This window comes from Acinetobacter sp. YH12138 (assembly GCF_015218525.1).
Lineage (GTDB): Bacteria > Pseudomonadota > Gammaproteobacteria > Pseudomonadales > Moraxellaceae > Acinetobacter > Acinetobacter amyesii.
Genome location: NZ_CP048672.1, coordinates 1 through 14414, shown reverse-complemented (window position 1 = coordinate 14414; position 14414 = coordinate 1). Strand labels below are relative to the sequence as shown.

The 14414-nt window shown below is 34.8% G+C and carries 13 protein-coding genes and 2 pseudogenes; 9 read left to right on the top strand and 6 right to left on the bottom strand.

All coding sequences use genetic code 11. The annotated features are described in order from the left end of the window. Window positions 1-92 precede the first annotated feature (92 nt). From G0029_RS17265 to G0029_RS17255, 3 genes are all read left to right on the top strand, one after another. Window positions 93-5060: a DEAD/DEAH box helicase gene (locus G0029_RS17265; RefSeq protein ID WP_180110184.1), complete on the top strand. Its 4968-nt coding sequence runs from the start codon at window positions 93-95 to the stop codon at window positions 5058-5060. A gap of 150 nt (window positions 5061-5210) precedes the next feature. Continuing rightward, window positions 5211-5603: a hypothetical protein gene (locus G0029_RS17260; protein WP_180110183.1), complete on the top strand. Its 393-nt coding sequence runs from the start codon at window positions 5211-5213 to the stop codon at window positions 5601-5603. A gap of 67 nt (window positions 5604-5670) precedes the next feature. Further along, a complete protein-coding gene (locus tag G0029_RS17255; RefSeq protein WP_180110182.1) occupies window positions 5671-6279 on the top strand; it encodes a ParA family protein in 609 nt (202 codons plus the stop codon). A gap of 132 nt (window positions 6280-6411) precedes the next feature. On the opposite strand, the gene G0029_RS17250 is transcribed toward G0029_RS17255, so the two are convergent. Next, window positions 6412-6687 carry a hypothetical protein gene (locus tag G0029_RS17250; RefSeq protein ID WP_227591948.1) on the bottom strand — a complete coding sequence of 92 codons (276 nt, stop codon included), beginning with the start codon at window positions 6685-6687 and terminating at the stop codon, window positions 6412-6414. 642 nt (window positions 6688-7329) lie between these two features. Between G0029_RS17250 and G0029_RS17245 the strand changes: the two genes are divergently transcribed. Next, entirely contained in the window at window positions 7330-8529 is a 1200-nt protein-coding gene (locus G0029_RS17245; RefSeq protein ID WP_005245164.1) for a tyrosine-type recombinase/integrase, read from the top strand. A 41-nt stretch (window positions 8530-8570) separates the two neighbouring features. Here G0029_RS17245 and G0029_RS17240 read toward each other — a convergent pair whose 3' ends face one another. Next, window positions 8571-8984, bottom strand: a complete 414-nt coding sequence (locus G0029_RS17240) for a Cd(II)/Pb(II)-responsive transcriptional regulator (RefSeq protein ID WP_005245163.1) — start codon at window positions 8982-8984, stop codon at window positions 8571-8573. 79 nt (window positions 8985-9063) lie between these two features. Here G0029_RS17240 and G0029_RS17235 point away from each other — a divergent pair, with 79 nt between their 5' ends. Both G0029_RS17235 and G0029_RS17230 read left to right on the top strand, forming a co-directional pair. Continuing rightward, window positions 9064-9468 (top strand): hypothetical protein, encoded by a 405-nt coding sequence (locus tag G0029_RS17235; RefSeq protein ID WP_180004480.1) that lies wholly within the window; start codon window positions 9064-9066, stop codon window positions 9466-9468. After that, window positions 9455-10342, top strand: a complete 888-nt coding sequence (locus G0029_RS17230; protein WP_127800877.1) for a cation diffusion facilitator family transporter — start codon at window positions 9455-9457, stop codon at window positions 10340-10342. The genes G0029_RS17235 and G0029_RS17230 overlap by 14 nt, the downstream gene beginning before the upstream one ends. A gap of 84 nt (window positions 10343-10426) precedes the next feature. On the opposite strand, the pseudogene G0029_RS17225 reads toward G0029_RS17230, so the two are convergent. Further along, window positions 10427-10651: pseudogene (locus G0029_RS17225) on the bottom strand (efflux RND transporter permease subunit); the annotation flags it as partial. Between G0029_RS17225 and G0029_RS17220 the strand changes: the two are divergent. Then, window positions 10651-10794: pseudogene (locus G0029_RS17220) on the top strand (antitoxin HicB); the annotation flags it as partial. The pseudogenes G0029_RS17225 and G0029_RS17220 overlap by 1 nt on opposite strands. A gap of 252 nt (window positions 10795-11046) precedes the next feature. Here G0029_RS17220 and G0029_RS17215 read toward each other — a convergent pair. Further along, the gene (locus G0029_RS17215) at window positions 11047-11298 is read right to left on the bottom strand and encodes a hypothetical protein (protein ID WP_004658363.1); all 252 of its coding nucleotides are present in this window, start codon (window positions 11296-11298) and stop codon (window positions 11047-11049) included. 194 nt (window positions 11299-11492) lie between these two features. Here G0029_RS17215 and G0029_RS17210 point away from each other — a divergent pair, with 194 nt between their 5' ends. Further along, window positions 11493-11714: a helix-turn-helix domain-containing protein gene (locus G0029_RS17210; protein WP_004658364.1), complete on the top strand. Its 222-nt coding sequence runs from the start codon at window positions 11493-11495 to the stop codon at window positions 11712-11714. 172 nt (window positions 11715-11886) lie between these two features. On the opposite strand, the gene G0029_RS17205 is transcribed toward G0029_RS17210, so the two are convergent. Then, window positions 11887-13031 (bottom strand): IS3 family transposase gene (locus G0029_RS17205; protein WP_180110181.1). Its coding sequence is split into 2 segments (ribosomal slippage): window positions 11887-12767 and window positions 12767-13031, totalling 1146 coding nucleotides; the frame shifts between segments, so codons are not numbered across the junction. A gap of 277 nt (window positions 13032-13308) precedes the next feature. Here G0029_RS17205 and G0029_RS17200 point away from each other — a divergent pair. Then, a complete protein-coding gene (locus G0029_RS17200; RefSeq protein ID WP_038350081.1) occupies window positions 13309-14097 on the top strand; it encodes an aminoglycoside adenylyltransferase domain-containing protein in 789 nt (262 codons plus the stop codon). 126 nt (window positions 14098-14223) lie between these two features. Here the strand turns inward: G0029_RS17200 and G0029_RS17195 are convergent. Next, window positions 14224-14414: DUF523 domain-containing protein (locus G0029_RS17195; RefSeq protein ID WP_194087888.1), on the bottom strand; the 191-nt coding region annotated here is incomplete at its 5' end.

The following is a 14414-nucleotide window of genomic DNA, read 5'->3' as shown; positions in this document are numbered from 1 at the left end:
AAATCATTTTTAGTTGTATTTTTACAACTAAAAATGATTTATTTTTTTAATTATTTCCATTGAATTGTCAATTATATTTTAGGGTTATTAAAGTGACAGCGTTAACACAGCTTTTAGAAAAAATTCAGGATGTATCAGTAACACAACGAGATAAAGGAACTTCATTTGAAAACTTGATGGTTCAATATTTCTTAAATGAACCAAAGTATGCTGAACTTTATACAGAAGTTTTATCTTATTCCGATTGGGTCGAAAAGTATGGTGAAAAATTAAATATTACTGATAAACGAGATTATGGTATTGATCTCGTAGCGGTAACTATTGAAGGTGATTTTCATCCAATTCAATGTAAAAATTACAACACTACAAAAATTCAAAAAAAAGACATTGATAGCTTTTTGGGTGGGTCGGGTAAATCATATTTTGCGTATCGCTATATCGTAGCCTCAACGGATGATTGGACAGACAATGCCAAATCATCATTAGTTGATGCACACCCTCCAGTTGCGACTATATCGCTTCTTGATTTAGAAGGAAGTTTGATTGATTGGTCTCAATTTGATTTCGATCCAAATGTGAAACCAGTTTTTCGTGATAAAAAACAACTACGTCAACACCAACGTCCTGCATTAAATGCAGTAAAGCATGCTTTAACAACTGCTGATCGTGGCAAGCTGATCATGGCATGTGGTACTGGTAAAACTTTTACTTCGTTGCGTATTGCAGAAGAATTAGCAGGGCGTGGCAAAAATGTCTTATTCCTTGTGCCAAGCCTTGCATTACTAAGTCAAACGCTAGATGAGTGGACGCAAGATACCATGATTGGTATTCGTAGCTTTGCAGTGTGTTCTGATAGTGATGTGGGTAAGAAAAAAGATGATGACAATATTGTAGTCGGGATTAGTGACTTAAAATTCCCTGCTACAACTAACCCCCAAAGTTTAGTTAAGGCATTTAAGGCAAGAGATTTATTCAAGCCTAATGAAGCCAATGAGGACATGAATGTAGTGTTCTCTACCTATCACTCTATTGATGTTATTGCAGAAGCACAAAAAGCAGGATTTCCTGAATTTGATTTAATCATTTGTGATGAGGCTCACCGGACCACAGGTGCAACATTTGAGGGTGACGATGAGTCCAAATTTGTGCGTATTCATAACAATGATTATGTACAAGGAAAAAAACGTCTGTATATGACTGCTACCCCTCGTATTTATGGTGATACAGCCAAAGAAACTGAGGGTGTTACACTGTGTTCAATGGATGATAAATCACTTTACGGTGAAGATTTATATGTCATCACATTCTCGCAAGCAGTAAAAATGGGGATTCTATGCGACTACAAAGTAATTGTACTTGCTGTTGAAGAAAGCCATATTAACCGCCAATTACAGGGCTTATTAAAAGATGAAAATAATTCTCTAAAAGTTGATGATGCTGCAAAAATTGTTGGCTGTTGGAAAGCACTAGCTAAACAAGGTTTATATAATCCAGATGGTACAGTTGCAAAGCCAATGGAACGTGCAGTTGCTTTCTGTCAGGTCATTGAAAAAGAATACAAAGGTAAAAAACATAAGGTAAGTTCAAAACAAATTACTGAAATGTTTAGTGCTGTTGTTGAAGCCTACCAACAAGCAGAAATGGACCATTTGTATCAAGTAGAAGAAGACCCATACATTGATCCATCATTGAAACTGAACTGCCAAGTGAAACATGTTGATGGTGGTATGAATGCAACAGAAAAGAAAGAAAAAATCACTTGGTTAAAAGAACAAGCACCTGAAAACACATGCCGTATTTTATCGAATGTACGCTGTTTATCAGAAGGTGTTGACGTTCCATCACTTGATGCAGTGCTTTTCCTTACGCCTCGTAACTCACAAGTAGATGTAGTTCAGTCTGTTGGCCGTGTCATGCGTAAAGCTCCAAACAAAGAATTGGGCTACGTAATTTTACCTGTCGTTATCCCTGCGGGTGTAGAGCCTGAACAAGCATTAAATAATAACGAAGCCTATCGTGTAGTGTGGCAAGTATTAAATGCCCTACGCGCACATGATGACCGCTTTGATGCAATGATTAACAAACTTGAGTTTAATGGCAAAGATGTATCCCGTATGGAAGTCGTTGCCATTGCAGATAAAGTTGTTAAAAAGACTAAAAAAGCAAAACCACAACCGACTGATGGAAATGAAACATCTGGTCAATCGGGTTTAAGTGAAGGGAAAAAGCGCAAGGCAAAAGCCCAAGCTAGAGGTGGATCATCTATTGGGCAAGCTGTTTCACCAATGCCACAGCAAACAGAAATGGAATTTGAAGTCGGTGAAATTGAACGTGCTTTATATGCCAAGATCGTAAAAAAATGTGGTAATCGTCATCATTGGGAAGATTGGGCAAGTGATGTCGCAAAAATTGCCAAAACACATATTGACCGTATTCAAGCCATTCTTGAGAATCCTGCTAATACAAATGAAATTGCAGCATTCAATGAATTTGCACATGAACTACGTGATGACTTAAACAATAGCGTATCTGATGCTGAAATCATTGAAATGTTGGCACAGCATTTAATTACTAAACCTGTATTTGATGCACTCTTTAAAGACCATAGCTTTGCTGAACACAACCCAATGAGCTTGGCAATGCAAAAGGTACTTGATGCCCTTAATGAGCATCACTTAGAAAAAGAAGCGGATACGCTTAATTCCTTCTATGAATCAGTCCGTATGCGAGCAGAAGGCATTAATACTGCCGAAGGTAAACAAAGCATTATTTTAACGCTATACGATTCATTCTTTAAAAATGCCTTCCCACGTATGACCGAGAAACTAGGGATTGTTTATACACCTGTTGAAGTCGTGGATTTCATTATCCATAGTGTAAATGATGTGCTAAAAAGTGAATTTGGTAAAACCTTTGCTGATGACAATGTGCATGTTCTTGATCCTTTTACAGGTACAGGTACGTTCATCAACCGTTTGCTTCAATCAGGTTTAATCCCTGCGGATCGTTTAACCTACAAGTACAAAAATGAAATCCATGCCAATGAGATCGTTTTATTGGCGTATTACATTGCTTCAATCAACATTGAAACCGTGTATCACGATCAAATGAAAACCATCAATCCTGAAATGGAATACACCCCATTTGAAGGGATTTGTTTAACCGACACCTTTGAAATGTACGAAAAAGAGGATTTAGTCAGTAAGGTTTTGGTAGATAACAGTGCAAGACGTAAACGCCAGAAGAACCTCGATATAACGGTTATTGTTGGTAATCCTCCTTATTCTGCGGGTCAAGAATCAGGCAATGATAATAACGCCAATGTGAAATATCCTTTTTTAGATAGTCGCATTGAAGAAACTTATGCAAAACATACAACTGCTACACTAAAAAATTCTCTTTATGATTCATATATTCGTGCAATTCGTTGGGCGAGTGATCGTATTAAAGACTGTGGTGTGATTGGTTTTGTGACCAATGGTGGTTATATCGATTCAAATTCAGCCGATGGGTTACGCAAATGTTTAGCAGATGAATTTAGCTCTTTATATTTCTTCCATTTAAGAGGCAATGCAAGAACATCAGGCGAACAAAGACGTAAAGAAAAGGATAATGTTTTTGGTCAAGGCACTCGAACTCCAATTTTGATTGCGGTATTGGTGAAGAATCCAAATACAAAACAACATGGTCAAATCTATTTTCATGACATCGGTGATTATCTAAGTCGTGAGGAAAAATTAGAGAAGATTTCTGACTTAGTAAGTATCAATGGCATTACGGCAGTTGATGGTTGGACGACAATTACGCCTGACCAACACAATGATTGGCTCAATCAACGTGACGATAGTTTCGGTGAGTTTATTTCTATTGGAAATAAGAAAGAAGTAAGGAATGTTCTTTTTACTGGATATTCAGGAGGTTTAAAAACTAATCGTGATGCTTGGATGTATAATTCTAGTAAGACCAAACTTATAACGAGTTTAAAATACTTGGCAAATAACTTTAATTCAGAACTTGTTAAAACATCTATTACAAACCGAGATTCTAGTCAAATTAGCTGGACAACTAATCTTGAAAATAGATTTATTAAAAAGCAGCTTCTACATATTGATGCTGAATATGTACGTGTAGCACTCTATAGACCATTTACAAAACAATCACTATATTTTTCAAAAGATTTAGTAGAAAGGATGCTGCAAATCCCTAAAATTCTACCTACTCAAAAACTATCTAATTTAATAATAAATTTAACTGGATTAGGAATAAGCAAAGAATTTTCAAGTGTTATTACAGATGTAATTCCTGATGTTCAATTGCATGCAAATGGTCAATGCTTCCCACTTTACCTTTATGAAGAAACATCAACAGAAAATAAGGCTGATGACCTATTTAGCCATGCTGAAATTAACACATCAGATGGTCAATACACTCGTAAAGATGCAATTAGCGATGAAGGGCTAAAGCATTTCCAAGATGCTTATCCGACTGAAACGATTAGCAAGGAAGATATTTTCTACTATGTGTATGGCTTATTGCACAGTGAAGATTATCGTACTCGTTATGCAGACAACTTGACTAAAGAGTTACCACGTATCCCATGTGTGAAAAAATCTGACGATTTCTGGGCTTTCTCTAAAGCAGGGCGTGATTTGGCACATTGGCATTTAAACTATGAAACGGTAGAGCCATACAAAGCCAAATTGGATTTAGGCGGTAAATCATTAAAGCAATTAGAAGATAAAGATTTCTATGTAACTAAGATGAAATTCCCTAAAAAAGACCAAAAGGATACGGTGGTCTATAACAATGCCATTACTATCCGTGAAATCCCTTTAGAAGCGTATGACTACGTTGTGAATGGTAAGTCTGCACTTGAATGGGTTATGGAGCGTCAAGGCGTTTCTACGCACAAAGACAGTGGCATTGTGAATGATGCGAATGATTGGGCAATTGAAACTATGGGTGATGCTAAATATCCATTAGAGTTGTTTTTACGGGTCATCACAGTAAGTTTGGAAACAATGAAAATTGTGAAGACTTTACCCAAATTAGATATTTAAGCAAAAAAGCCCTTTCTATTTGAAAGGGCTTTTTTAATTCATTTTTACAATTAACATAACAGCTATTAATAAATTTAACTTTAGTTGTATTATTGGTTGTAAAAATAGGTTTATAATTAATGATATTTAAAACATAAATTGAGTAATTATATGACTAATCGCTTTAAAGCAGCCAGACAAAATACAGAATTCACTCATAATGATGTGAACTCTGATGTTAAAGAAAACATCGAACAACCTTCTAAAATGAATATTGTTACTCGTAATCAAAGTGTAATTACTATCGAGAAAAATACACTCCCTGTTGCAAAACGAGTTCGAACAAAACATGGCAGAAATCTTACAACCCCTCTTTTTGTCGAAGAACTTACTGTAATCGAAGAAGCAGTAAAAAAATTAGGGCAAGAACAAGATATTTCAATGGCTACTTTTATTAGACAAACAATTTTAGATCAATGTAAAAAAGTTCTAGGTAAAGAGGATTTTAATCAAATTATGACAAATCAACTTAATTCAATTAAGCCTAAAAAGGAAAAAAAATAAGTCTATATTTAGGTTTAAAAATACAACTAATATTAAGGCTAATTATAAATGTATCTGGAGTAATATAATGGCGAAAATTATATGTATAGCAAATAGAAAAGGTGGCGTTGGAAAAACTACACTTGCGACAAATTTAGCAGTTGCATTAAATAATAAAGGTAAAAGCATTCTGATTGATGCTGATGAGCAACAATCAGCATCTAAATGGGCTAAACAGCGCAATGATATAGAATGCATTGGTGTTCATTCAGAACTACTCACCAAACTAGAAGAAATCGATAGTAAATATGATTACATTCTTATTGATGTAGCAGGTCGAGACTCTACAATTTTTCGTGAAGCACTGTTAGTTGCAAATACACTAATAGTTCCAACTCAACCATCATTATTGGATTTAGATGTTCTTGAATACATGCAAGATAAGATTGCAACTGCAAGAAAAATAAATAGTGATTTAGATGCTTATGTTCTTATTAATCGTGCATCACCACGATCGAATGAACTACCAGATGCAATTGATTTCATCAAAGACTTTGATCAATTTAAACTGTTAAAAACAGTTCTATTTGAAAGAAAGCAATTCAGAGATGCAATTATTGAAAGTAAATCAGTTACTGAGATGAATAGCTCAAAAGCTAAAGATGAATTAAATAAACTAATTATAGAAATTCTATAAAGTAAAACTAGAAAATAAGAAAGAGTGCACATGCACTCTTTCTTATTGTGTAGAAAAAAATAAAAAGCAAATAATTCATAGAGTTTTCTACTAGAAATTAAAAATTTTTTCTACTCAGTGTATAAAAACTATTTATTCATAATAAATAATTGATTTTTTTAAAAAAAACCATTCAAAAAATGAAGCATAAAGCGTTTCTTTCCACGCATTTGCAGAAACACCAAAGTCACGACTTTCTTTCATCCACGCATCACGAATAGCTCTGTCACTGATATTCAAACCTGAAATAGCACCATATTTAGCCCACACCTCGCTACGAATACGACCAAGTAAAACAGCTTGTTTCTCAAGCTGTTTGTACTTTTGCACATTCAAGTTTTTACAATGGTGGATGCGTGTTAATTTCACAAAGTCATGCCTAGGTTAAGGGATTGGATAATCAATAGATATGGATGCTAATATACCAAGACACTCACCTAAAATACAAAAGATAATCATTTAAATCTCTAATAAATACCCACCTTGCCACTACTGAATCGACATAGACAAAATGAGAACTTATGCAAATATTTGTCTATATTTTTAGTTATAGTTAATTACTCTCGTAAAACAGCTGACGAAGTCCGAGATAGAATCATTGCGTCAAAACAAACGTGATGCTTATGCACTTATGATGAAAATGAATTAATTATTATTTAATTAAGTTAAAAGACTGCTATATAGCGGTCTTTTTTGTTTTTGAGCTCTACAAATTTTAATGAGTACATATAGTTACTTTTATAAAAATGATAATAAAGGGTAGAGGAGGTCATCTAAGAATTTAAAGCACAAGACTTATTTAACATTGATGACAGAAAAAGTGAGTTGTTGGGAACTTAAAGAAGAGGTGGTACTTATAATGGTTACTAAAATACAAATACTTAAAATATTAAATATATAAAACAATATATTACAAATATATATGATGCGTAGTGTACGCATCATACATAAAGCGTTCTATTTTGATATAATTGATCCAATCAACCCATTGTTAGGTTTCATTTAAATTCCATGAGTCTTACTGAAATTAAAGTTCGCCAAGCTCATTGTAAGGAAAAAACCAGTTTTTTATCCGATGAAGATGGGCTTAGCCTGAAGATTGAGCCGAGTGGAAGAAAATCTTGGTGCTATCGCTATACAGATCCACAAACTAAAAAACGTCGACGCATTCAGTTAGGTCGTTATCCTGATTTATCGCTGAAAAAGGCACGACAAGTCAGAGATGACTTTAAAGACAATGATTTCTGTTTTGAACAAGATACTGCCTCTAATGTCATCACCTTTGGTAAGGTCGGGGAGGAGTGGTTACAGTTCAAACTGAAAAATGCCTTCAACGATCTACCCCGCTGTGGTGTACTACAGTTAGCAGAAAGATGCTTACAGCAAGATATTTATCCAGACCTTCAGGATCTACCTTTTCAAAACATCAAGCGTTATGACCTGGTTTCAGTAATCAAAAAAATAGAGGGACGCCAAGTAAAAGAACCTGTCAAGAAAGCTTGTAGTTATTTGAACCAAATTTATGACTACGCTGTAGCGATGGGTTATTGTGAATTCAACATCGCGCATGGTTTAAATAAAATCGCCATTAACAGTAAAATCAAGAAAAATTATCCGTATTTGAAAGCGGAGGATATATCTGATTTTAAGTATAAATTACAAAAATTGGATGCCCATCCGATTATTAAAAAAGCACTGCTGTTCAAATTACATACTGGCGTGCGAGGGGCTGAATTGTTATTGGCTGAGCCTCATCATTTTGATTTAAATGAAAAAGTCTGGAAAATACCTGCCTTGCATATTAAACAGTTTCGACGAAAAGTCATATTAGGCCATGAGATTCCCGACTTCTTAGTTCCACTTTCAGATCAGGCTTTAGATATTTTAAAAGACGTCATGCAATGGTCATACGGTGAAAAGTACATTTTTGCTAGCCCACGGAAACATAATCAACCGATTCATTTTAATACATTAAATATGGCTATACGTAAGATGGGCTATGGAAAACATCAATTATCCTCTCATGGACTACGTTCCACTTTTAGTACCATTTTGAATGACTCAGGTTTGTTCCAGGATAACTGGATTGAGGCACAACTTTCACATATTGATAAGAACCGTACCCGTGCCAGCTATAATCACGCTGACTATTTAGCCCAGCGGACTGAAATGATGCAGTGGTGGGGTGATTATTTAAGTACTGCTAAGTGAAAATCGTACTTTTATACATAGACTTAAAACATTATGGGGTTTCAAATGGATAGTAAACAATATACTTGCCGTGTTACATGGTCAGCAGAATATAATGAGTATGTTGGGTTGTTCGAACCACAAGCACTAGCCATTTGTTGTAATTCAGCTTTAAGCGCCCTTAATTCTTTCATGCGTTTATTCACTAGTGCAAGTTGCTGATCAATTAATGCATTAACGCTAGAGCAGCTTTCTTCTGGCTTATTTTTTAATTCGATAAGACGTTTAATATCATTGAGTGATATATCTAGGCTGCGACAATGCTTTACGAATTCCAATTGTTTAAGTGCTTTGCTATCATACAGCCTGAAATTACCTTCTGAACGATTTGGATTTAACAGTAATCCTTCTCTTTCATAATATCTAATCGTTTGTATTGAACAGCCCGATTTTTTTGACAATTCGCCTATTTTCATCAATTTCCCCCAGACATTTGACTCTATAGTTACTATAGAGTCTATAGTATAAGTATGCAACGAAAAGGATATATAAAAAATGACTGAGAAATATTTAAACAATACGAATATCGTTAATTTTGAACACAAAGATATCCAATCCTTGATCGATCAACGTAGGTGGAAAAACTTGGATAACTTCAACAAAATTGGTGCCGCTTATCAGTTTGTAAAAGATGATTTTTGTGGTTATGGTGTTGCAACAAAGTGCTTTTCATCACCAGATACAGATTGGCGTGGAGAAAATACCTATATTCAAAAAGAAGGTATTCATGATGACTTTGGGCTTTATGATTCCCCTGATGAGTTCTATTTCGAAAAAGGGACTAACTTGTCGGGGTTCAAACGCTGGATATATCAACGCTTGATACGTCACTTGATTAATATGAATGTATCAAAACTAAGAAATAGAAAAGTACTAGAGGTACAAAATGCACAACCATAATCATAGTCATCAACATGGTAAAGATGACCGTATTGGTTGGGCATTTTTCCTTAATGTGACATTCACTATTATCGAATTTATAGGTGGTTGGCTCACTAACAGTACGGCGATAATGGCAGATGCAGTTCACGATCTTGGTGATAGTCTTTCAATAGGTTTTGCGTGGATTTTAAGTCGTTTTTCAGATAAAGAAGCATCAGATAAGTTTAGTTATGGTTATCGTAGACTTACTCTCTTTGGCGCATTGATAAACAGTATTGTTTTAATCATTGGCTCAATTTGGATTTTATTTGAAGCAATTCCAAAGCTGTCCAATCCTGAAATGCCTGTAGTCGAGGGGATGTTAGGGCTAGCGATACTCGGCGTTGCCGTTAACGGATATGCTGTATTAAAATTAAAAGCGGGTGAAACATTAAATGAGAAAGTGCTGACATGGCACCTTCTTGAAGATGTACTTGGATGGGTTGCCGTTCTTATAGTCTCTATCGTACTGTTGTTCGCTGAACTGCCGATATTAGATCCCCTTTTATCAATAGGGTTCACGCTGTTCATCTTGTTTAATGTTTTCAAAAACCTGAAATCAACACTCGTTTTATTTCTTCAAGCTGCACCCGATAAAGAGACTCAAAAGCGTATTAAACTATCACTAATGGAATTTCCTGAAGTTAATGGTATCCACCACATGCACTTTTGGTCACTAGATGGTGAAAGTCACGTTTTAACAGCGCACCTTGAGCTGAGTGACAACTTTGACGTTAAAGAATTAATTAGGCTTAAACAAGAAGTTGCAGCTAAATTATCTTCCTATCATTTATCGCATACAACGATAGAGTTTGAGTTTTTAAATGAAAATTGTCGGGATGAAGCGCAGTAAGCTTTATCAATAAAATGTTGGGCATACAATATTAAAAGCAGCTTAATTAGGCATAACCTAGTAATTAAGCTGCTTTTTTTGATTTTAAATTTCGTCGGATTGCTGTTTGCTACTCTCAGAGCCATGCGCCCATTGATATAAAATAGGCAATACAAACAAAGTTAAAATTGTAGAAGATACAATACCGCCGATAACAACTGTTGCTAGTGGTCGTTGTACTTCTGCACCAATTCCAGTGTTTAACGCCATTGGAATAAAACCTAAACTTGCGACCAGTGCCGTCATTAAAATAGGTCTTAAACGAATGATGTGCTGAGTTTCCATCATTGTCTTGGCTTGATGCGGATCAGTCTAAAGCATTCTCAGGAATAGAGGAGCTCGTTGCTGATGTTGTCGCTGATATGATTAGCAATAATGAAAAAGTTCCTACACCACTCTCCGGGAAAATATAGTAGGCAGTTTGTTGTCCTTGTTCTCAGTGGTTCAACAAAAACTAGCCCTCGAAGCCGCAGAACGTGGCGTGGACATAAATTGTTTAGTATCAGTAAAAAGAGCGATGTAATTTTAGTACGAGTGAGTGATAGAGCAGGAACCTATGCTTCATATATTCAGTAAATGGTATGTTTTTGAATTAATAGGTATTTTTAAATAAAGCTTTCTTTGATTTAGTGCTTTTTATTTAATAAATTAATTTTAAAAACAACTTAGGCTAATTGATAAACACTATCTGGAAAGATTAAAAGAAAATATTTTTTAATTTCTGCTAATTCATTTAAGGCAGGTTCCCTTTCAAGCAGTTGAAATGTCCAAATAAGTACAGCCTGATGATTATCATAGCAAGTATTTACTCCAAGAAAATTAGCCATTCCATAACTTCTATTGATGTTCATTTCTTTAATTAATTGATTTCCTAAGTCACGAGCTTGCTGGCTGATCAATAACTCATTTGGTAACACGGCGGTCATCTCCACAAAATAATCTAATGCAGGTTCAATCCTTATATTTAAAAAGTTATAATTTAGTTGAAATGGATAAAATATACTTTCTATAAGTTGTAATAACCTGCTGTAGGTTAATTTTAGCAAAGTATTACTCAGTCAACAACTTCAAATAACCCACAGCAAGTTATTTTTTGTAAATTAATTTAAATATGATTACTTGTAAGTTATCTAGCCTCATGGGCGATAGAAAAATTTTAAAATTAAGTGAAGTGGTGCATGCAACAGGTATCAATCGCAACACGCTCACAAGTATGTATTATGACCGTGCTGTACGTATTGAATTACCAGTCGCCGATAAGTTGTGTAAGTACTTTAACTGTACGATGAATGATTTGTTTGAGTTTAAGGAAGAAGTTGAAGAAAAAGATTAACTTAATACTTCGTTTGATAAGTTTTTCGAAGAAAAAGACTAGCCAATACTTAGTTTGATAAGTTTTTCTCTGCAGATCTAATATTGAATTTTATAAAATATCATTACAAACAGAGGTGGTTCCACTTGTTTGAACAACTAAAAGCGTATTTATAAGTGATATTCCGCTCTAGTTAAGCCACCTTGTTTTGTTGGGGTAGCTGATCATAGTAAAACTCATTTGGTGTCATTTTGTCTAGACTCGAATGAGGTCGTTTCAGATTATAAAACTCAAAATATGCACTCAATTGCTTTTTCGCATCTGTGACACTGCTATAAGCTTTGAGATACACCTCTTCATATTTAACGCTCCGCCATAATCGTTCAACCATCACATTATCTACCCATCGACCTTTACCATCCATACTGATTTGAATGCCATTTGATTTCAATACATCAATAAATGCATCACTGGTGAACTGACTGCCTTGGTCTGTATTCAATATTTCAGGTGATCCATATTTTTCAATCGCTTCATTTAAAGCCGAAATACAAAAATCCACCTCCATACTAATCGATACCCTATGCGCAAGTACCTTGCGGCTATGCCAATCAATCACAGCACATAAATAAACAAAGCCTTTTGCCATAGGGATATACGTTATATCCGTAGACCACACTTGATTACTGCGCTGAATAGCCAATCCTTTGAGCAGATATGGATATTTACGGTGAGCTTGATTAGCCTGGCTTAAATTTGGTTTGCAATATAACGCCTGAATACCCATTTTCTTCATTAAAGTACGTGTATGACGTCGTCCTATATGATGCCCTTGACGATTCAACAAATCACGCATCATACGACTGCCTGCAAAAGGATATTGCATATGTAATTCATCAATACATCGCATCAGCTTCAGATCTGATGAGCTAACAGGTTTTGGGCGATAATAATAACAACCACGAGAGACTTTCAGTAACTTAGCTTGTTTAGATACTGAAATCTGAAGTGAGTGATCGATTAACTTTTGTGGTTGAAGCGGCCCAGTTTCTTCAACACACCTTCTAAAAAATCAATTTCTAATGCCTGCTCACCGATTTTTGCATGTAACTTTTTAAGATCAATGGGAGGTTCTGATGGAGCTTTTGATTGATCGAAAGCTTGTGAGGAAGCTGAGATCAATTGATTTTTCCAGTCAATAATTTGGTTTTGATGAACATCAAACTCAGAACTCAATTCAGTAAGTGTTTTTTCTGCTTTGATCGCAGCAAGTGCTACCTTAGCCTTAAAGTCGTTTGAATGATTTCTTCTTGGTCTACGTGCCATAAAATACTCCATATATTGATGTTTATAACATCATTTGAGGAGCAGAGTATCACTTATAGGAGTTGTTCAAATTTCCGGATCCATCTCTAAGTGAGGAGGAAATGACTCTTACTATTCAGATGTTGTTTCAAGCTTTTTTTGATTGATAGAGTTTTATGTATTAAACTCTATATTGAAAGTAAATATATTGTAAAAATAGTATGTTATTTACTAATTGATTAAATTATTTACACTTATTCTGTATAATGCTCTATGAATTCATTACTTATTTTTTTAAATTAAAAATCATATGCAAAGCTTAAATGATGAAGAGTGTCGCCAAGTTGAAAGTGTAAAACAGCTTTTACAAAAAAATTTTAAAGATAAGCTTTATGCTATTTATTTATATGGTTCGTATGTTGATGGTGGTTTAAAACATAAAAGTGATCTTGATATTTTAGTTATTATTGAACGTGAAATTACCGATCAGGAAAGAAAACAATTAGCGCAGAATTTTCTAAATATATCTGTTCCGATTGGTCATGCTACAGCGCGTGCCTTAGAAATTACGATATTAGAAAAAGGGAGTATTACCAATAAAAATCATCCATATACATATCAGCTACAATATGGCGAGTGGTTGAGAGAAGAATTACTCAAAGGTGAATTACTTTATAGTCAATCTGATCCAGATATTAGTATTTTACTTAAAACTGCCCAATTACATAACATTACTATCTTTGGACCTGATATTTGCGATTGGTTAAATCCAATTAGCTATGAACAATTAATATTTGCCATGCAAAAAACTTATCCACAAATTATTGCTCATTGGAAAGACGATCAGGATGAATGTAATCAAATTTTAGCGCTATGCCGTATAGCTTATACATTAGATCATAAAACAATAGTTGCCAAGGATGTTGCTGCGACATGGTTTTTAGAATTCTTAAGTCAGATAGATCAAGACATTTTGCAACTCATAATAGATGAATATATTGGGCAAGGTCATGAGCAATGTTGGTTAGTTTTACATGATCAGCTTGCTAAAATTGTTAAAGAATTACAGCATAAAATTGAACCACTACTTTTTAACTGATGTGGAAGTAATGGATATGCTTCTTAGATTATTACCTCACTATATCTCTAAATACCGAAGAGACTTGATATTGCAAAGGGGGGCGTGGTTGGAGTTGCATGAAGATTTTAAATAAAAGCGGAGGAACTAGGGTAAAAGTTGCCAAAAAGTTTCTTCTGAAATGACTTTTATATTATGACGTTTAAGCAAAGCGGAGGTAACTCCATTGCCATAGATCTTATTCCCATTAAATTGACCATCGTAAATCATTGAACTACCACATGAAGGGCTATTTTCTTTAAGCACTACCAGAGTAGCTTTTAATAATTGAACTTTTT